Origin of the sequence: Streptomyces sp. NPDC002328, from assembly GCF_042890065.1 — a bacterium.
Classification (GTDB): Bacteria; Actinomycetota; Actinomycetes; order Streptomycetales; family Streptomycetaceae; genus Streptomyces.
In genome coordinates this window covers 51,314-68,770 of record NZ_JBIARQ010000025.1, presented here as the reverse complement: position 1 = coordinate 68,770, position 17,457 = coordinate 51,314, and the positions used below count along the sequence as shown (strand labels likewise).

At 73.4% G+C, this 17,457-nt stretch carries 17 protein-coding genes and 1 pseudogene; 11 read left to right on the top strand and 7 right to left on the bottom strand.

The genetic code is table 11. From position 1 onward, the window contains the following. Positions 1-171: 171 nt before the first annotated feature. The 4 genes and pseudogenes from ACFYX4_RS36960 to ACFYX4_RS36945 all read left to right on the top strand — a co-directional run. Positions 172-1,686 carry a peptidase C39 family protein gene (locus tag ACFYX4_RS36960; RefSeq protein ID WP_389343372.1) on the top strand — a complete coding sequence of 505 codons (1,515 nt, stop codon included), beginning with the start codon at positions 172-174 and terminating at the stop codon, positions 1,684-1,686. 152 nt (positions 1,687-1,838) lie between these two features. Then, positions 1,839-1,979, top strand: a complete 141-nt coding sequence (locus ACFYX4_RS36955; RefSeq protein ID WP_389343369.1) for an SCO1431 family membrane protein — start codon at positions 1,839-1,841, stop codon at positions 1,977-1,979. Between the two features lie 97 nt (positions 1,980-2,076). Then, positions 2,077-2,742, top strand: coding sequence for a TetR/AcrR family transcriptional regulator (locus tag ACFYX4_RS36950; protein ID WP_389343366.1), 666 nt, complete (start codon positions 2,077-2,079; stop codon positions 2,740-2,742). A 93-nt stretch (positions 2,743-2,835) separates the two neighbouring features. Further along, positions 2,836-2,967: pseudogene (locus ACFYX4_RS36945) on the top strand (acyl-CoA dehydrogenase family protein); the annotation flags it as partial. Here the strand turns inward: ACFYX4_RS36945 and ACFYX4_RS36940 are convergent. Beyond that, positions 2,930-3,181, bottom strand: coding sequence for a hypothetical protein (locus ACFYX4_RS36940; RefSeq protein WP_389343363.1), 252 nt, complete (start codon positions 3,179-3,181; stop codon positions 2,930-2,932). The pseudogene ACFYX4_RS36945 and the gene ACFYX4_RS36940 overlap by 38 nt on opposite strands. 117 nt (positions 3,182-3,298) lie before the next feature. Between ACFYX4_RS36940 and ACFYX4_RS36935 the strand changes: the two genes are divergently transcribed. Both ACFYX4_RS36935 and ACFYX4_RS36930 read left to right on the top strand, forming a co-directional pair. Beyond that, positions 3,299-4,414: a hypothetical protein gene (locus tag ACFYX4_RS36935; RefSeq protein ID WP_389343360.1), complete on the top strand. Its 1,116-nt coding sequence runs from the start codon at positions 3,299-3,301 to the stop codon at positions 4,412-4,414. 13 nt (positions 4,415-4,427) lie between these two features. Continuing rightward, complete coding sequence (locus tag ACFYX4_RS36930; protein WP_389343357.1) at positions 4,428-5,516, top strand: phosphotransferase family protein; 1,089 nt, start codon at positions 4,428-4,430, stop codon at positions 5,514-5,516. 22 nt (positions 5,517-5,538) lie between these two features. Here the strand turns inward: ACFYX4_RS36930 and ACFYX4_RS36925 are convergent, their stop codons facing one another. Next, positions 5,539-5,976, bottom strand: coding sequence for a hypothetical protein (locus ACFYX4_RS36925; RefSeq protein WP_389343354.1), 438 nt, complete (start codon positions 5,974-5,976; stop codon positions 5,539-5,541). Between the two features lie 263 nt (positions 5,977-6,239). Here ACFYX4_RS36925 and ACFYX4_RS36920 point away from each other — a divergent pair, with 263 nt between their 5' ends. The 4 genes from ACFYX4_RS36920 (at position 6,240) to fxsA (ending at position 10,445) form a co-directional block, all read left to right on the top strand. After that, positions 6,240-6,680: an Lrp/AsnC family transcriptional regulator gene (locus ACFYX4_RS36920; RefSeq protein WP_389343351.1), complete on the top strand. Its 441-nt coding sequence runs from the start codon at positions 6,240-6,242 to the stop codon at positions 6,678-6,680. Between the two features lie 126 nt (positions 6,681-6,806). Continuing rightward, a complete protein-coding gene (locus ACFYX4_RS36915; protein ID WP_389343348.1) occupies positions 6,807-8,423 on the top strand; it encodes an amidohydrolase in 1,617 nt (538 codons plus the stop codon). A 584-nt stretch (positions 8,424-9,007) separates the two neighbouring features. Continuing rightward, the gene (locus tag ACFYX4_RS36910) at positions 9,008-9,862 is read left to right on the top strand and encodes a polyprenol monophosphomannose synthase (protein ID WP_389343345.1); all 855 of its coding nucleotides are present in this window, start codon (positions 9,008-9,010) and stop codon (positions 9,860-9,862) included. A 46-nt stretch (positions 9,863-9,908) separates the two neighbouring features. Further along, the gene (gene fxsA / locus ACFYX4_RS36905) at positions 9,909-10,445 is read left to right on the top strand and encodes an FxsA family membrane protein (protein WP_389343342.1); all 537 of its coding nucleotides are present in this window, start codon (positions 9,909-9,911) and stop codon (positions 10,443-10,445) included. Between the two features lie 114 nt (positions 10,446-10,559). Here the strand turns inward: fxsA and ACFYX4_RS36900 are convergent, their stop codons facing one another. The 4 genes from ACFYX4_RS36900 to ACFYX4_RS36885 form a co-directional block, all read right to left on the bottom strand. Beyond that, positions 10,560-10,934 (bottom strand): RNA polymerase-binding protein RbpA, encoded by a 375-nt coding sequence (locus ACFYX4_RS36900; RefSeq protein WP_020128921.1) that lies wholly within the window; start codon positions 10,932-10,934, stop codon positions 10,560-10,562. Positions 10,935-11,212: 278 nt separating this feature from the next. Next, complete coding sequence (locus tag ACFYX4_RS36895; protein ID WP_389343339.1) at positions 11,213-12,577, bottom strand: MFS transporter; 1,365 nt, start codon at positions 12,575-12,577, stop codon at positions 11,213-11,215. Between the two features lie 129 nt (positions 12,578-12,706). Continuing rightward, positions 12,707-13,474, bottom strand: a complete 768-nt coding sequence (locus ACFYX4_RS36890) for a glycerophosphodiester phosphodiesterase (protein ID WP_389343336.1) — start codon at positions 13,472-13,474, stop codon at positions 12,707-12,709. Then, entirely contained in the window at positions 13,471-14,121 is a 651-nt protein-coding gene (locus ACFYX4_RS36885) for a YitT family protein (RefSeq protein WP_389343333.1), read from the bottom strand. Before ACFYX4_RS36885 ends, ACFYX4_RS36890 begins: the two co-directional genes overlap by 4 nt. A gap of 98 nt (positions 14,122-14,219) precedes the next feature. Here ACFYX4_RS36885 and ACFYX4_RS36880 point away from each other — a divergent pair, with 98 nt between their 5' ends. After that, positions 14,220-15,725 (top strand): PLP-dependent aminotransferase family protein, encoded by a 1,506-nt coding sequence (locus ACFYX4_RS36880; protein WP_389343330.1) that lies wholly within the window; start codon positions 14,220-14,222, stop codon positions 15,723-15,725. A gap of 107 nt (positions 15,726-15,832) precedes the next feature. Here ACFYX4_RS36880 and ACFYX4_RS36875 read toward each other — a convergent pair whose 3' ends face one another. Continuing rightward, on the bottom strand, positions 15,833-17,404 hold the full coding sequence (locus ACFYX4_RS36875) for a hypothetical protein (RefSeq protein ID WP_389343327.1): 1,572 nt from the start codon (positions 17,402-17,404) through the stop codon (positions 15,833-15,835). Between the last annotated feature and the right edge of the window lie 53 nt (positions 17,405-17,457).

Sequence of the window (17,457 nt, the reverse complement as noted above, 5' to 3'; positions counted from 1 at the left end):
CCCCGCGAGGGCATGTCCGGTGGTCACACGAGTCTAGGCGGGCGTCCTTCGCGCATCGGTGGGCGTGGCACGGGCGCGGGTGCTGGCAGCCCCGGCCGCCCGCGTCCATAGTGGGCGCACTACCGTCGCACCGGACCAGTCCCGCCCCGGACCCTTGGGAGACTTCCGTCCATGAGCCAAGCCGAACAGCCGTTCAGCGGAGCCGAGCAGGGCTCCGGCGGAACCGACCAGCTCTCCCGGACCGCCGACCCGCGAACGCCCGCCGCCGACCGTCCCTCGCGCCGGTCCGTCCTCGCCGCCGCGGTCGTCGCCGCCGTGGCGGGCGGCACCGGCTCGGCGGCGGCCGTCGACCCGGCCGGCCCGGTCCTCGACCCGGCCCTCGACCCGGACGTCGAGCCGGTCGACGTCACGGACACCACGGCCGCCGGAGCGCCCGGCGCGGGGGCGGCCCCGGCCCGCACCGTCGACTACCGCGCCTGGACCACGTACGACGACTGGCGGGCCGGCGCCGCCCAGGGCGTCCGGGCCGTCGCGGGCGTCCGGCCGGGACTCGTCGTCGACAGCCCGCTCGGCGTCGTCGACCACACCGACCCGCACACCGGGACCACCGCCCGCTGGGAGTACGCGACCTGGACGTCCCCGGTCCACCGGCTCACCGTCCCCGCGACCGAGGCGATCGCCTCCTGGAACGCGAGCACCCCCGCGGGCACCTGGCTCGCGGTCGAGTTCCAGGGCGTTTACTCCGACGGCGCCGAGACCCCCTGGTACGTGCTCGGCAGGTGGGCCTCCGGCGACCAGGACATCAAGCGCGCCTCGGTCGACGGCCAGGGCGACGGCCGGAGCACCGTCTGGACGGACACCGTCGCCATCGACGACGCCTCCACCGGCCTGCGCCTCGTCTCCTACCGGCTGCGGCTGACCCTCTACCGGCGGCCCGGCACCAAGGCCACCCCCACCGTGTGGCGGCTCGGCGCGATGGGCTCCGACGTCCCCGACCGCTTCACCGTCCCCGCCACCGCGCCCGGCCCCGCACACGAGCTGAAGGTCCCTCGCTACTCGCAGGAGACGCACAAGGGCCAGTACCCGGAGTACGACAACGGCGGCGAGGCCTGGTGCAGCCCCACCTCCTCGCAGATGATCGTCGAGTACTGGGGCGGCCGGCTCACCGCCGGCCAACTCGCCTGGGTCGACCCCTCCTACGCGGACCCCCAGGTCTGCCACGCCGCCCGGCACACGTTCGACCACGAGTACGCCGGCTGCGGCAACTGGCCGTTCAACGCCGCCTACGCGGCCACCTTCAAGGACCTCCAGGGCGTGGTGACCCGGCTCACCTCCCTCACAGACCTGGAGACCCTGATCGCGGCCGGCATCCCGGCCATGACCTCGCAGTCCTTCCTCAAGGAGGAGCTGACGGGCGCGGGATACGGCACCGCCGGCCATCTGATGACCGTGATCGGCTTCACCGTCGACGGTGACGTGATCGCCAACGACCCGGCCTCGCCGAGCAACGCGGCGGTGCGACGCGTCTACCGGCGGCGGGAGTTCGAGAACGTCTGGCTGCGGACGAAGCGGCACAACGCGAGCGGCAAGGTCGTCTCCGGCACCGGGGGCGTCTGCTACCTCTACTTCCCGGCCCGGCCGACGGCGCGCCAGCGCACGGCGCTCGCGTCGGTGGGGGTGCGCTGAGCCGCGCGCCGGGGTGAGCGCCGGGTGCGTGTGCCGGGGCGGCCGTGTGCCGGGCAGCCGTGTGCCGTGTGAGCAAGCTCTCGGCCGCAAAAGCCCTGACCGGTGGCAAGGTGGACAGACCGGACCTGTACCCCCGACCTCAGAGAGACACCATGAGCGCACACGCGGCGACCGCCGCCCGCACCCGCACCGGCGGCCCCCAGGACGACGGCCCGAAGATCGTCGAGCACGTCATGGGCTGGGTGCTCGTCGCGGTCGTGGCGATGCTCGTGACCCAGCTCGGACTGCTCTGACCGGGTGGCCGCGATCTCCCGGACGCTGTGACCTGACGCACCTTTCGGCCTGACATACTGACGTCGTCCCGCCGACCGTTGGAGACCAGGGTCGAAATTGAATATCAGTCAACAGCGTGACGCCGCCCGTCCCCGGGCGCGCGGCACCGAGCGCTCACTCGCGCGGCGCGCCGAACTCATCGCCATCGGGCGGAAGCTGTTCGCCGACACGTCCTACGACGCACTCTCGATGGACGACATCGCCCGGCAGGCGCACGTCGCCAAGGGGCTGATCTACTACTACTTCCAGTCCAAGCGCGGCTACTACCTGGCGATCATCCAGGACTCCGTCGCCGACCTGGTCTCCTTCGCCGCGAGCGGCCTGGAGCTGCCCCAGGTGGACCGGGTCCACCGCACGATCGACAGCTACCTGAGCTTCGCCGAGCACCACCAGGCCGCCTACCGCACGATCGTGAGCGGCGGCGTGGGCTTCGACGCCGAGGTGCACGGCATCCGGGACGGCGTGCGCGAGGCGATGGTGGCCACCATCGCCGAGGGCGCCTACGGCCGCAGCGACATCCCGGCGCTGCCCCGAATGGGCCTGCTCTCGTGGGTGTGCAGCGTGGAGGGGGCCACCCTCGACTGGATCGACCGCCCCGAGGAGCTGTCCCGCGCCACCATGCGCGAACTCCTGGTGCGGACCCTGGGCGGCGCGCTGCGCGCCATCGAGGAACTCGACCCCGCCTTCCCCGCCCCCGAGCCGGCCCGTAGGGGAGACGCCTGACGCCTGAAGGCTGACGTATGACGTATGACGTGCGAGGGGCGGAGAATTACGGCGATCCTCCGCCCCTCGTGCGGCAGGGCCCTCCCGCGGGCATACGGGTACACCGCCGACTTCCCCGTCGAACGCTGTCTGCGCGAGGCGAAGGCCCTACAGATCGTCGAGGGCGTCAACCGGATCCAGCGGATGGTCATCGCCCGTCACCCAGTGGGTCCGGAGATCCGCTGAACTGCCCCGGCCGCACCAGCGGGGCCACCAGCCGTACCCACTCCGGGTCGTGCCGCCCGGGCAGGGTGCGGCCCCGGTCGGCCCATACCCGCATCAGCTCACGGTAGATCGGCGGGTCCTGCTGGGCCGGCGGGGCCGGCGGGACCGAACCCGTCGGCGCGGGGACGAACAGCTGGCGGTGCCGCCCGGGTGCCGCCGTGTAGCTGGGGGTCATACCAGGGCAACGCACACCGGCGGCCTCAGGTCACGGCCCCCGTTCCGCGCCGTCCCGCCCCTGGCCGCCGCCCCCTGTCTGACGTACCGTCAAATCCCTTGCCAGGGAGGTGCGCTCATGGCCGACGACCGTCCCGTGCCGCTCGACGAGTACCCCGTCCACCAGGTGCCCCTGTCGATGAAGCACGTCGCGACGGGAGACCGCAACGCCTACGACCGCTGCATCTTCCACGTCCTCGACCACCACGGCCGCGCCCTGCTGATCGCCGGTCTCGGGGTCTACCCCAACCTCGGGGTGATCGACGCCTTCGCCACCCTGCGCCTCGGCGGCACCCTGCACGCCGTCCGCGCTTCCGACGCCCTCGGCGACGACCGCACCCGCCTGGAGGTCGGCCCCCTGCGCATCGCCGTGGAGCGCCCCCTGCGCGACTTCGTGCTGAGCTGCGCCGCGGACCCGGCCGACCCGGACGGGCTGTCGTACGACATCCACTGGTCGGCGGACTTCCCGGCCCTGTGGGAGCCGCACCACCAGCAACGCAGGGGCGGCAGGCTGACGTTGGAGGGGAAGCGGTTCGTGCAGGCCGGGCGGTGCGTGGGCAGGATACGGGCGGGCGGCGAGGAGATCCGGCTGACTGCCGGCGCCTGGACCGGTACCCGAGACCGCAGTTGGGGTGTGCGGCCCGTCCCCGGCGAGGACGGCGGCCGGCTCGCCCACGACCACCCCACCGAGGGGTTCCACTGGATCTGGTGCCCGGTCCGCTTCGATGACCGTTTCCTGATGGTCGTCATCCAGGAGGACGCCGACGGCCACCGCTCCCTCAACGACGCCACCCTCGTCCGCCCCGGCCGCCGCGACCGTCAACTCGGCTGGCCCCAGGCCGAGATCACCTACCGTCCGGGCACCCGCCACCCCGAGCGCGCCCTCGTCCACCTCGGCGACGTCCGTCGGCCGCTGAAGCTGGAGGCGGAGATCCTCACCTCCTCCCCGCTCGCCGTCGGCGCCGGCTACCCGCCCGCCGAGGACTGGCAGCACGGCGTCTGGAACGGCCCCAACTGGACCGACCGCCGCACCTACGACCTGACCCGGCCGCACGCCCGCGCCGCCTACGGCGTCACCGACCACGCGGCCCGCTTCCGCCTCGACGGCCAGGTCGGCCACGGCGTCTTCGAGCACGGCTCGTTCGGCCGGCACGACCCGAGCGGATTCACCGGCTTCGACTCCGTCGCGCCGTGAGGGCGGCGACCGCATGACACCCCGGCCCCGCACCACCACCCGCGACCCGGAGGAGCTGGCCCGCCGGCTCACCGACTGGCTCGGCGCCCGGCTGCCCGGCGCCGAGGCCGTCGCCGTCACGGTGCCCGCGTCCAACGGCATGTCCAGCGAGACCCTGCTCTTCGACATCGAGCACCCGCAACCACCGGTGCGCGCCTGCGCGTTGAGGCTCGCGGCGGACCCGTCGGCGTACACGGTCTTCCCGGTGTACGACATGGCCCGCCAGTACCGCACCATGCGACTGGTGGCCGAGCGCACGGACCTGCCCGTGCCGAGGGTCCTGTGGCTGGAGGAGGACCCCGCGCCGCTCGGCGCGCCGTTCTTCGTCATGGAACGGGTCGCGGGCCGCGTCCCTCCGGACGTCATGCCCTACACCTACGAGGGCAACTGGCTGCACGCGGCGAGCGACGCCGAGCGGGAGCGCCTGGAGGCCTCCACCATCAGCCTCTTGGCCCGGCTGCACGACCAAGTCCCGTCGCAGGAGACCGAGTTCCTCGCACCGCCCGGCGAGGGCGACACCCTGCGCCGGCATGTGGCCGCCCAACGCGCCTACTACGACTGGGTGGTGGACGGCGTCGCGCGCTCACCGCTCATCGAGGACGCCTTCGACCGGCTCGCGGACCTCTGGCCGCGCGACCCCGGCCCGACCGTGCTGAGTTGGGGCGACGCCCGCATCGGAAACGTGATCTACGACGGGTTCGAGCCCGCCGCCGTGCTCGACTGGGAGATGGCCGCGCCGGCCCCGCGCGAGGTGGACCTCGCCTGGACGATCTACCTGCACCGCTTCTTCCAGGACCTCACCGTCGCCTCCGGCGGACGCGGACTGCCCGGCTTCCTGCGCCGCGCACGCGTTGAGGAGCGGTACGCGCGGCTCACCGGCCACACCCCCCGCGACATGGACTTCCACACGCTGTACGCCGCGCTGCGGCAGGCGATCGTCATGCTGCGGGTCGCCTACCGGCGGGTCCACTTCGGCGAGGCCGCCGTGCCGGCCGACCCGGACACGCTGATCCTGCACCACGGCAGTCTGCGGGCCATGGTGCAGGGCGACTACGGGAGTTGAGCCGGCCGAAGGACGAAGAAGCTCAGGCCGCCTGGCGGCGCAGCACCTGCACACGCATCGGGCGCGAGCCCGGCCCGCCGACGTGCGAGAACGGCTGCGTACGCCAGTCGAGCCCCTGAGGGAGCGTCAACAGCAGCGCGGTGTCCTGCTCCTGGGGCTCGGCGGACTCGTCCGCGGCGCGGGCCTCGGCCGCCGCGCGTCCCGTGCCGGCACAGACCGTGAGCCCGAACGGGTTCCACGGCGAGGCGCACAGCGCGTGCTCCGGCAGGACTTCCTCGTCCGCCAGCAGCGCGATGGGCTGCGCGCAGTCCGGGCAGATCACCCGGTACATCTCGAAGGTGTCGTACGCGTCGAACTCGTCGGTGAGGTCGTCGGGTTCGACGCCCTCCGGCTCGGGTTCGACGGCGACCGGCTGGAGCCGCTTGGGCACGGTGCGACCAGGGCGCTTAAGACTCTGCATGGGATTCTCCCCCTCGGGCTGGGCCGTGAAGGCACTGCGGCCTCGACCACAGCAAGCACTTCCCTGCGCGTCTGCGCGGTAATCACGAGACCGTCACGAAGCCTTGACCTACGCTGTGGTGTTCGTCACATGCCAAACGCAGATGCCCGCCCCCTCATCCTCCCACCCTTCCCCCTCGGCGCCCTCCGGCACATCACAAACCGGCTATGACCTGGGCTGTATAGGTATACGAGGGGTTCGGGCGCACTGTAGGTTCTTGCGCCATGGAGGAGCTGGACCGACAAATCGTGCAGCTGCTCGTCAAGGACGGGCGGATGAGTTACACCGATCTGGGCAAGGCCACGGGCCTGTCCACGTCGGCCGTGCACCAGCGGGTGCGCCGGCTGGAACAGCGCGGCGTCATCCGGGGCTACGCGGCCGTGGTGGACCCGGAGGCGATCGGGCTGCCCCTGACCGCCTTCATCTCGGTGAAACCGTTCGATCCCAGCGCCCCCGACGACATCGCCGACCGCCTCGCCGGCGTGCCGGAGATCGAGGCCTGCCACAGCGTGGCCGGGGACGAGAACTACATCCTCAAGGTGCGGGTGGCCACTCCGCACGAACTGGAGGAGCTGCTGAGCCGGCTCCGCGCGCTCGCGGGCGTCTCGACCCGGACGACGGTCGCCCTGTCCACGCCGTACGAGGCCCGGCCGCCCCGGATCTGACGGCGGCGGGGCGACCGGCCGGGCGGTGCCGGGGGCCCAGCGGTGAGCGGGCTGCGTGCCGGGCGGCGAGCGGGCGCGAGGGGTCCGCGTGCCGGGCGGGTGTGGGGAGGCGCGAGACTGTCCCCCATGAGTGAGCGCACGCCCGAGCCGCAGACCGTCCTGCTCCGCCGCGGAGAGGTCCACAGCCCCGCCGACCCGTTCGCGACCGCGATGGTCGTCGAGCACGGCCAGGTCGCCTGGGTCGGCTCCGAGGGCGCGGCCGACGCCTTCGCGGACGGCGTCGACGAGGTGGTCGACCTGGACGGCGCCCTCGTCACCCCCGCCTTCACCGACGCCCATGTGCACACCACCGCCACGGGCCTCGCCCTGACAGGACTCGACCTGTCGACCGCCCCCGACCTGGCGGCGGCCCTCGCCCGGGTACGGGAGTTCGCCGCGGCCCGCCCGCAGGACAAGGTCCTGCTCGGCCACGGCTGGGACGCCTCCCGCTGGCCCGGCGGCCGCCCCCCGACGCGCGCGGAGCTGGACGAGGCGACCGGCGGCCGTCCCCTGTACCTGTCCCGGATCGACGTCCACTCGGCGGTCGTCACCACGGCCCTGCTGGACCTGACCCCCGGTGCGGCCGCCGGCCCGCAGGACGGCCCGCTCACCGCCGACGCCCACCACGCCGTACGCGCCGCCGCGTTCGCGGCCGTGACGGCCGGGCAGCGCACCGAGGCACAGCGCACCGCCCTCGCCCACGCCGCCTCCCTCGGCATCGGCTCGGTCCACGAGTGCGCCGGCCCGGAGATCTCCTCCGAGGACGACTTCACCGGCCTGCTGCGGCTCGCCGCCGGGGAGCCCGGCCCCCGGGTCGTCGGCTACTGGGCCGAACAGGGCGAGGCGGGCGTGGCCAAGGCACGCGGACTCGGCGCGCTCGGCGCGGCCGGCGACCTCTTCGTCGACGGCGCCCTCGGCTCCCACACCGCCTGTCTGCACGGGCCCTACACCGACGCCGCCCACACCGGCACCGCCTACCTGGACGCCGCCGACGTCGCCGCGCACGTCGTCGCCTGCACCGAGGCCGGCCTCCAGGCGGGCTTCCACGCCATCGGCGACGCCGCCGTCACCGCCGTCGTCGACGGGGTGCGCGCCGCCGCCGAGAAGGCCGGCCTCGCCCGGGTCCGCGCCGCCCGCCACCGCGTCGAGCACGCCGAGATGCTCACCCCGGAGACCATCGCCGCGTTCGCCGAACTCGGCCTCACCGCCTCCGTCCAGCCCGCCTTCGACGCCCTGTGGGGCGGCGAGGACGGCATGTACGCCCAGCGCCTCGGCGTCGAACGGGCCCGCACCCTCAACCCCTTCGCCGCCCTGCTGCGCGCCGGGGTGCCGCTCGCCCTCGGCTCCGACAGCCCCGTCACCCCGCTCGACCCCTGGGGCACGGTCCGCGCCGCCGCGTTCCACCGCACCCCCGAGCACCGGATCTCCGTCCGCGCCGCGTTCACCGCGCACACGCGGGGCGGCTGGCGGGCCGTCGGGCGCGACGACGCCGGCGTCCTGGTGCCGGGCGCGCCCGCGGACTACGCGGTGTGGCGCACGGACCGGCTGGTCGTGCAGGCCCCCGACGACCGGGTCGCCCGCTGGTCCACCGACCCCCGCTCCGGCACCCCGGGCCTGCCCGACCTGACACCCGGCGCCGACCTGCCCGTATGCCTGCGCACGGTGGTCGCGGGTCGGACGGTGTTCGTACGGCCGGGCGAGTGATCCGGACGGGCGGAGCGGGGAAGATCACCCGTCCGGCGCGCCGCCGCACGAGCCGTTCCGCCTCCGCGCTGACCAGGGCTTTGATCGGAGACCCGCAGGTGGAACGGCTGTTGACAGCCGACGGCGGGGGGCCGGTAGGTTCGGCCGGGTCCACCACCGGACGCCCCGCCGGCGAACGTTCGCGCACTCGCCGCGGCGCCGCTGGGTCAGGGACGGTGCGCCCCGCCGGGTCGCCGTCACTGGGAGCCAGGCACAGCGCCCGCGCCGCGCGCGAGGGAACGCTCCGGCCGGTCGGGGAGGTGTGACCCGGGTGGGGCCCGGGCGCTCAGTAGACAACGGCTTTCGGTCGACCCGCAGCCAGCGGGCCCCAGGTCGGCCCGAAGGGCGCCGGGCCCCCATCCGCAGCACACCGCGGACTCACCCGTACGCAGTACGCTCGTCGTACGGGCTCCGGGAGATGTGCCGAAAAGCGCGTACTTACCCCGATCTTCGGAAAACGACACCACCATATGAACGTCCCGTCGCGTCATCGCAGGCGGCGGCCACTATGGTGGTCCCCTGCGTACGGACTCGAAGGGGCAGCAGTGAACGACGGCGACGGGACTCTCGCGGCACGGGACCGGGGGAGGCAGTTCGGCCCGCTCGGCACGGCCTTGGTGATCATTCCGACCTACAACGAGGCGGAGAACATCAAGGCCATCGTCGGCCGGGTGCGCAAGGCCGTCCCCGAGGCCCACGTCCTCGTGGCCGACGACAACAGCCCCGACGGCACCGGCAAGCTCGCCGACGAGCTGGCCGCCCAGGACGACCAGGTCCAGGTCCTGCACCGCAGGGGCAAGGAGGGCCTCGGGGCCGCCTACCTCGCGGGCTTCCGCTGGGGCCTGGAGAACGGTTACGGCGTGCTGATCGAGATGGACGCCGACGGCTCCCACCAGCCCGAGGAACTGCCCCGTCTGCTGACCGCGCTCAAGGGCGCCGACCTGGTCCTGGGCTCCCGCTGGGTGCCGGGCGGCCGGGTCGTGAACTGGCCGAAGTCCCGCGAGATGATCTCCCGCGGCGGCAGTCTCTACTCCCGGCTGGCCCTGGACCTTCCGCTGCGCGACATCACCGGCGGCTACCGCGCCTTCCGCCGCGAGACCCTGGAGGGCCTCGGCCTCGCGGAGGTCGCCTCCCAGGGGTACTGCTTCCAGGTCGACCTCGCCCGGCGCGCGGTCAGGGCCGGGTTCCATGTCGTCGAGGTGCCCATCACGTTCGTCGAGCGCGAACACGGCGACTCGAAGATGAGCCGGGACATCCTGGTGGAGGCGCTGTGGCGGGTCACGGCGTGGGGCGTGGGGGAGCGCGTCGGCAAACTCGCGGGCAGGCCGAACAAGCTGGAGCAGCCCCAGACTTCGGCGGAGTCCTCGGACGAGTCACGGCCCCCGCACAAGAACGGCTGATCGTCCGCTTACGCCGCTCTGAGCCGGGTCCATGCACACTGGGACCATGACGACTGGCGCTCCGACCCCCGCGTACCCCGTACAGCAGCCCCGCCCCCGGCGCTCCCGCCTGCGGACGTTCCTGCCACTGGGCTTCGCCGCGTGGCTCGTGCTGGAGATCTGGCTGCTGACCGTGGTCGCGGGCGCGGCCGGCGGGTACGCGGTCTTCCTGCTGCTCGTGACGGGGCTCGTCCTCGGCACGGTGGTCATCAAGCGGGCCGGCCGACGCGCCTTCCAGAACCTGAACGAGGCGATCCAGCGGGGCACGGCTCCGTCCCGGGGCGGCGGCAACGGTCTGATGATGCTCGGCGGTCTGCTGCTGATGATCCCGGGCCTGATCTCCGACGCCGTCGGGCTGCTCCTGCTGCTCCCGCCCGTGCAGAAGTCCCTCAGCCGCTACGCGGAACGCACCGTGGACCGCAAGCTCCGCGAGGCCGGTTCGGGCGTCCTGGGCGACGCCTTCCAGCAGGCCCAGCAGGCCCGCATCCACCGCCCCGACGGCAAGGTGGTCCAGGGCGAGGTCATCAGGGACGAGAACCCCTGAGCGGGCCCCGCCCGGGCGCGTACACACAACGACCGCGGGCGCCGTACGTCAGTCAGACGTGCGGCGCCCGCGGTCATTGCCGTGCGCTGTAATCCGTGCCCTAGCCCCGCAGGGTCACGCGGACTTGCGGCTGTCGCGGGGATGCACCGCCAGGTTCATCGCCCCGGACCGCAGAACGGCCAGCCGCTCCTCGAGGACCTCTTCGAGTTCCTCACGGGTCCGCCGCTCCATCAGCATGTCCCAATGCGTACGCGCGGGCTTGGCCTTCTTCTCCTCTGGGCCGTCGCCGTCCACGAGGAGTGCAGGGGCACCGCAGACCTTGCACTCCCACTCCGGCGGGATCTCCGCCTCGACCGAGAAGGGCATCTCGAAGCGGTGCCCCTTCTCGCATGCGTACTCCACGGCCTGGCGCGGGGCCAGGTCGATGCCGCGGTCCGTCTCGTAGCTGGTCACCACGAGGCGCGTGCCGCGAAGAGCTCGCTCACTCATGAATCGTGCCTCCCGGGCTTGTCGCCCACAGGACAGGTGTCGCTGTCGTCGTCATCCGGTCAACGTCCGGTCGGCGGTAAAGATTCCCGTTCCGTGTCCCGTTCCGGGTCATGTGTCGCCGTCATGGCCGCAGCCTTGTCAACCAGTGCAGTACCCACCAGCGCCCGGTTTGTCACATCTGCAAGGAGATGTCACCCAGCGTTTCGGCATCTTTGACGCGCAGTAACGGTACGCCTGGCAGGCCAAACGCGTACACTACCGCCCTTTCGCCTTGAACGCTAAATCTTCTCGGGTACCGGATTCCCCGCCTCGGCGATCGCACGCCGCACCGGCACGCGCGCGAGCAGCAGGAAGCCGAGCGCGAAGAAGGCCACCAGCGAGATGATCGCGTCCCGGTAGCTCCCGGTCAGCTGGTAGGTGAGCCCGAACAGCAGCGGCCCGAGCCAGCTCATCCCGCGGTCGCTCACCTCGTACGCGGAGAAGTACTCGGCCTCCTTGCCGGGCGGCACCAGATGGGAGAACAGGGAGCGGGACAGGGCCTGGCTGCCGCCCAGCACGAGCCCGATCGCGGCCGCCAGCACGAAGAAGCCCACCGGGGCCCCGGCCGGCAGGAAGTACCCGATGCCGAGGGTGAGCGTCCAGGCGACCAGCGAACCGAGGATCGTGCGCTTGGCGCCGTATCTGCGGGCCAGACGCCCCATCGTGAGCGCCCCGGCCACGGCCAGCACCTGCACCAGCAGGACGGCCCCGATGAGCGTGGACTGCCCGAGGCCGAGTTCCTCCGAGCCGTAGATCGACGCCTGGGAGATCACCGTCTGGATGCCGTCGTTGTAGACGAGGTAGGCCAGGAGGAAGCCGAGGGTGAGCGGATGGCGGCGCATGTCGCGGATCGTCGCCGCGAGCTGGCGCAGTCCGGGTGTGGTCCCCGCGGTGGCCGCCCCCTCGGCCCGCGCCGCCGTGGGGCGGTCGCGCAGCCGGAGCAGCGGGATCAGCGCGAAGCCGCCCCACCACAGGCCGGCCCCCGCCAGGCAGATGCGCACGGCCGTCGACTCCGAGACGCCGAAGGATTCGTGCGCGAGATAGAGGACCAGGTTCACGACCAGGACCAGCGAGCCCGCCGCGTATCCGAAGGCCCAGCCGCGCGAGGAGACCGCGTCGCGTTCCTCGGGCGGGGCGATCTGCGGCAGATAGGAGTTGTAGAGCATCATCGCCACGGACTGGGCCGCGTTCGCCACCACGAGCAGCACGCCGCCCAGCAGATAGCGGTCGCCGCCGAGGAGGAACATGCAGGTCGTGGCGGCTGCCCCGGTGTAGGCCGCCGCGGCCAGCAGGGGCTTCTTGCGCCCGCTGCGGTCGGCGGCTGCGCCCACCAGCGGCATCACCAGCACGGCCACGATCACCGACAGGGACACCGAGTACGCGAAGAAGGAGCCCGCGCGGACCGGGATGCCCAGCGGGTGGACGTATCCCTCGGCGTCCGCCGCGTTCTTGGCGACCGAGGTCAGGTACGGCCCCAGGAACACGGTGAGCACGCTCGTCGAGTAGACCGAGCACGCCCAGTCGTAGAAATACCAGCCGCGCTGCTCGCGCCGCCGTCCGGCCGCGTCGTCCGACGCAGCCGACCGCACGGTGTCGGTGCCCACCCGTGCCCTCGCTTCCCCGCAGAAGATGCCGCGCCGCGCGAGGTGCCCCGGACCGCCGGACCGCCGGACTGCCGGGCTGCCGGACCGCCGGAGTGCCTGACTTCGGCGGCCGATCCGGGCTCGCCGGGGTCAGACCCAGACGCCCCGTTCCTCCATGACCTCGCGCAACGTGTCGATGTGATCGGTCATGATGCCATCGACCCCCAGGTCCAGGAGCCGGTGCATCCGATCCGGTTCGTTGATCGTCCACACGTGCACCTGCAACCCGCGCGCGTGGGCGGCGCGCACGAAGCGGCGGTCCACTACCTGGATGCCCGACTGCGTCTCCGGCACCTGCGCCGCGACCGCCGACCGGCGCAGCGCCGCGGGCACGCCCCAGGACCGCAGCCGCAGGTTGAGCACCCCCCGGGTGCCGTACGACGTGGCGAGGCGCGGTCCGGCCAGCCGCCGCGCGCGCACGACCCGCGCCTCGGAGAAGGAGCCGACGCAGACGCGGTCCCAGGCGTCCGCGCTTCCGATGAGATCGAGGAAGGGGAGCAGCGTGGGCTCCGCCTTGAGGTCGACGTTCCACCGCACCTCGGGGAAGGTCTCCAGCAGCTCCTCGAAGAGAGGAACCGGTTCCTCGCCCCGTACGCGCGCCTGCCGCACGTCCGCCCACGGCAGATCGGCGATGCGGCCGGCCCCGTCGGTCACCCGGTCCAGCGTCGAGTCGTGGAAGGCGACGAGCCTGCCGTCCCGCGTGGTGTGGACGTCGGTCTCGATGTAGCGGTAGCCCGCGTCGACCGCGCGCCGGAACTGCGCCACGGTGTTCTCCAGGCCGTCGGCGGCCCCGCCGCGGTGCGCGAACGGGATGGGCCCCGGATGGTCGAGGTACGGGTGGCGTATGAGGACGGTCACGGACGAAGTATCGCTCCCTGGGATGACCCCGTGGCAACGACCGTGCTGCCGCCGGATGCCGTGGGCACGGCGAACGCCCGCAGGAAGAACTGGGCGAGCGGTCCGATCGACACCGCGTACAGCAGGGTGCCGACGCCGATGGTGCCGCCCAGGGCGAAGCCCGTCGCCACCACGGTGATCTCGACGGCCGTCCGGATCAGCCGGATCGAGCGGCCGGTCCGCCGGTGCAGCCCCGTCATCAGCCCGTCGCGCGGCCCCGGTCCGAACCGCGCCGCGATGTAGAGGCCGGTGGCCGCGCCGTTGAGGACGACGCCGACCACGAGCAGGGGCACCTGCACCGCCAGGGTGTGCGCCTCGGGGAGGACGGCGAGCGAGCCGTCCATGACGATCCCGATGACCACGACGTTGGAGACGGTGCCGAGGCCCGGCCGCTGCCGCAGCGGGATCCACAGCAGCAGCACGACCGCCCCCAGGATGATCAGCACGACGCCGATCGACAGACCGGTGAGTTCGGCGAGGCCCTGGTGGAGCACGTTCCACGGCTCCAGCCCCAGACCGGCCCGGACGAGCACGGCCGAGCTGAAGCCGTAGAGGGCGAGGCCGGCGTAGAGCTGGAACAGTCGTCGTACGAGTCCGTTGGTGAGCAAGTGGTCCCCCAGTGGTGGTAGTGGCCTGACTCATGACACTCTGTGGCGTGGAAGGAATCGCCATCCATGGCCAATTCGGGGAAGGTGGACTGGTATCCATGGCGCAGTGGACCTCAGCGGTGGGGGCCGCGCAGCTCGCGCGGCTGCTCAACTCCCAGCAGGACCGTCCGGCGGGACCGGGCACGCGCCGCCCGCCCGCCTACCGCGCCCTCGCCGACGGCGTCCGGCTGCTCGTCCTGGAGGGCCGCGTCCCCGTGGCGGCCCGGCTGCCCGCCGAGCGGGAACTCGCCCTGGCGCTGTCCGTGAGCCGTACGACCGTCGCCGCCGCCTACGAGGCGCTGCGCGCGGAAGGGTTCCTGGAGTCCCGCCGCGGCGCGGGCAGCTGGACGTCCGTCCCGGCGGGCAACCCCGTCCCCGCGCGCGGGCTCGAACCGCTGCCGCCGGAGACCCTCGGCTCGATGATCGACCTGGGCTGCGCGGCCCTCCCGGCCCCCGAGCCCTGGCTCACCCGCGCCGTGCAGGGCGCGCTGGAGGAGCTGCCCCCCTACGCCCACACGCACGGCGACTACCCGGCGGGACTGCCCGCCCTGCGCGCGATGATCGCCGAGCGTTACACCGCGCGCGGGATCCCGACCATGCCCGAGCAGATCATGGTGACGACCGGCGCCATGGGCGCGATCGACGCCATCTGCCATCTGTTCGGCGGGCGGGGCGAACGCATCGCCGTCGAGTCGCCCTCGTACGCCAACATCCTCCAGCTGATGCGGGAGGCGGGGGCCCGGCTGGTCCCGGTCGCCATGGCGGAGGGGCTCACCGGGTGGGACGTGGACCGCTGGCGGCAGGTGCTGCGCGAGGCCGCGCCGCGCATCGCGTACGTCGTCGCCGACTTCCACAACCCGACCGGCGCGCTCGCCGACGAGGACCAGCGGCGGCGGCTCGTGGAGGCGGCCCGCTCGGCCGGGACGGTGCTGGTCGCCGACGAGACGATGAGCGAGCTGTGGCTCGACGAGGACGTGGCCGGCGCGATGCCGCGTCCGGTGTGCGGGTTCGACCCCGCCGGGTCCACGGTGATCACCGTCGGCTCGGCCAGCAAGGCCTTCTGGGCCGGGATGCGCATCGGCTGGGTGCGGGCGGCCCCCGACGTCATCCGCAGCCTGGTCGCCGCGCGCGCCTACGCCGACCTGGGCACCCCGGTGCTGGAGCAGCTCGCGGTGAACTGGCTTTTCAGTACCGGGGGTTGGGAGCAGGCCGTGGAGCTGCGGCGCCGCCAGGCCCGGGAGAACCGGGACGCGCTGGTCGCCGCAGTGCGGCGGGAGCTGCCGGAGTGGGAGTTCGAGGTGCCCCGGGGCGGGCTGACCCTGTGGGTGCGGGCCGGCGGGCTGTCCGGCTCGCGGCTCGCCGAGGCGGGCGAACGGGTCGGGGTGCGGGTGCCGTCGGGGCCGCGCTTCGGCGTGGACGGGGCCTTCGAGGGGTATGTGCGCCTGCCGTTCACCGTGGGCGGAGCGGTGGCGGACGAGGCGGCGGCACGGCTGGCCGCGGCGGCGCGGATCGTCGAGAGCGGGGGGACCGCGGGCGGCGAGGGTCCGCGCACGTTCGTCGCGTAGGAGGCTCCTGGGCCGACGAGGGCCGACGAGGGCCGGTGCGGACAGGGAGGGCGGATCATCCGCGCTCTCCCGTCCGCACCGGCCCTCGCACTGTTCTGCCCTGCGGTCTACGAGCTCTCCAGCGCCACCGCCTCCGCCGGGGCCGGCACGGTCTCGCCGTCCGCCGGTGTCGTGCGCGGCGGCAGGAGGTCGAGGACCGCCTGACGGTGGGCGTCGCTCGTCGCGTCGTCATAGGGGTCCGCGGTCGCCGGCACCTGGAGCCGGTGCACGGGGCCGGTGCCCAGCCGCGCGTACCCGCGCCCCGGCGGGACGTGGTCGAGGGGGGTGGTGTGCGCGGGCGCGCCGAGGAGCGCCTCCAGCTGCCGGGCCGAGGCCGGGCCCAGCACCACGCGCGCGCGTGTGTGCTGTCGTACCGCGTCGCCGAGGTCGTCGAGATGGTCGAACTGCTCGGCCACGACCACCGTCACCGAGGCCGCGCGGCCGTGGCGCAGGGGGACCTGGAGGAGCGACTGCGGGTCCTTGTGGCCGTCCGCCTCCGCGAGGTGGGTGAACGCGGTGGGGCGGTCGAGGAGGATCCACAGGGGACGCCGGGTGTCGTCCGGCGGCGGGTGCCCCTCCTGGCGGGCCCGGTTCGCTTCGATCAGTCGGCGCTCCGTCTCGTGGGCGGCCCACTCCAGGCTGGCCAGCGCCCCGGCGAGCCCCACCTCGACGCCCAGGACGCCGTCCCGGCCGGTGAGGCAGGCGTACTCGCCGGTGCCGCCGCCGTCGACGACGAGGACGTCGCCGTACTGGAGTGCCTGGAGGGCGAGGGAGCGCAGCAGGGTGGAGGTGCCGCTGCCGGGCTGGCCGACGGCCAGGAGGTGCGGCTCGGTGGAGCGGACGCCGGTGCGCCAGACGACCGGCGGGACGTCCCGCTGTCGCTCGCCGTGGGTGAGGGGCAGCGTGCGCAGGACGTGGGAGGGGTCGGTGAAGCCCAGGACCGTCTCGCCGGGGGCGGTGACGAAGCGCTGGGCGGCGATGTCGGTGGGGAGCGGGGCGAGGACGCGCAGGGTGAGCTCGTTGCCCTCCTCGTCCCACTCGAAGAGGTACTCGCGGCCACGGCCCGACTTGGAGGCGAGGAGATGCTGCACCCGCGCGCGGGGCTCGGCCTCTCCGTCCGGGAAGTACGCCGGGTAGCGGACCGCGAGGTGCGCGATGCGGCCCGAGCCGTCGAACTCGTACGCCGGGAAGGCCTTCTCCCAGTCGCCGCCGAGGGCGTACAGGGGAGAGGGGTCCTCGTCGGTGGTCGAGAAGTGCGGGACGAGGGCCTCGTACAGCGCCTGGAGCCGCTGGGTCTGCGACTCGTCGGGGCCTTCCGGGACCGGTGGGGTGCGGTCCCGGCCCTGCCAGGCTGCCGCCGCCATCAGGGTGATGACGGCGAGCAGCGGGCCGTACGGAACGAGCGCCACCACCAGGACCACCGAGGCCGCCAGGAACAGCAGCGGGCCGCGCCGGTCCTTGGGGGTCTCGGCCCACTTGAGCCGGCCGGCCGCGGCCAGCCGGCCGAGACCACGGGTGAGCGTGATCAGCGGGTGGAGGACGTCGGTGGCGCTGTCGGCCGCCGTCCGGGCCAGTTCCCGGCTCCGGGCGATCTGTGCGCTGCCTGTGCTCAGGATGCGGGGGAGGGGGCGCCTGGCCACTGCGGTCTCCTGGAGGTGCGTACGGACGGGGACGGACGGCGGGAACGGGACGG

Coding starts and splice junctions, on each gene's coding strand:
- ACFYX4_RS36960 (WP_389343372.1), top strand. CDS start 172: ATGAGCCAAGCCGAACAGCCGTTCAGCGGAGCCGAGCAGGGCTCCGGC.
- ACFYX4_RS36915 (WP_389343348.1), top strand. CDS start 6,807: ATGAGTGAGCGCACGCCCGAGCCGCAGACCGTCCTGCTCCGCCGCGGA.
- ACFYX4_RS36900 (WP_020128921.1), bottom strand. CDS start 10,934: ATGAGTGAGCGAGCTCTTCGCGGCACGCGCCTCGTGGTGACCAGCTAC.
- ACFYX4_RS36880 (WP_389343330.1), top strand. CDS start 14,220: ATGGCGCAGTGGACCTCAGCGGTGGGGGCCGCGCAGCTCGCGCGGCTG.
- fxsA (WP_389343342.1), top strand. CDS start 9,909: ATGACGACTGGCGCTCCGACCCCCGCGTACCCCGTACAGCAGCCCCGC.
- ACFYX4_RS36925 (WP_389343354.1), bottom strand. CDS start 5,976: ATGCAGAGTCTTAAGCGCCCTGGTCGCACCGTGCCCAAGCGGCTCCAG.
- ACFYX4_RS36940 (WP_389343363.1), bottom strand. CDS start 3,181: ATGACCCCCAGCTACACGGCGGCACCCGGGCGGCACCGCCAGCTGTTC.
- ACFYX4_RS36930 (WP_389343357.1), top strand. CDS start 4,428: ATGACACCCCGGCCCCGCACCACCACCCGCGACCCGGAGGAGCTGGCC.
- ACFYX4_RS36935 (WP_389343360.1), top strand. CDS start 3,299: ATGGCCGACGACCGTCCCGTGCCGCTCGACGAGTACCCCGTCCACCAG.
- ACFYX4_RS36955 (WP_389343369.1), top strand. CDS start 1,839: ATGAGCGCACACGCGGCGACCGCCGCCCGCACCCGCACCGGCGGCCCC.
- ACFYX4_RS36920 (WP_389343351.1), top strand. CDS start 6,240: ATGGAGGAGCTGGACCGACAAATCGTGCAGCTGCTCGTCAAGGACGGG.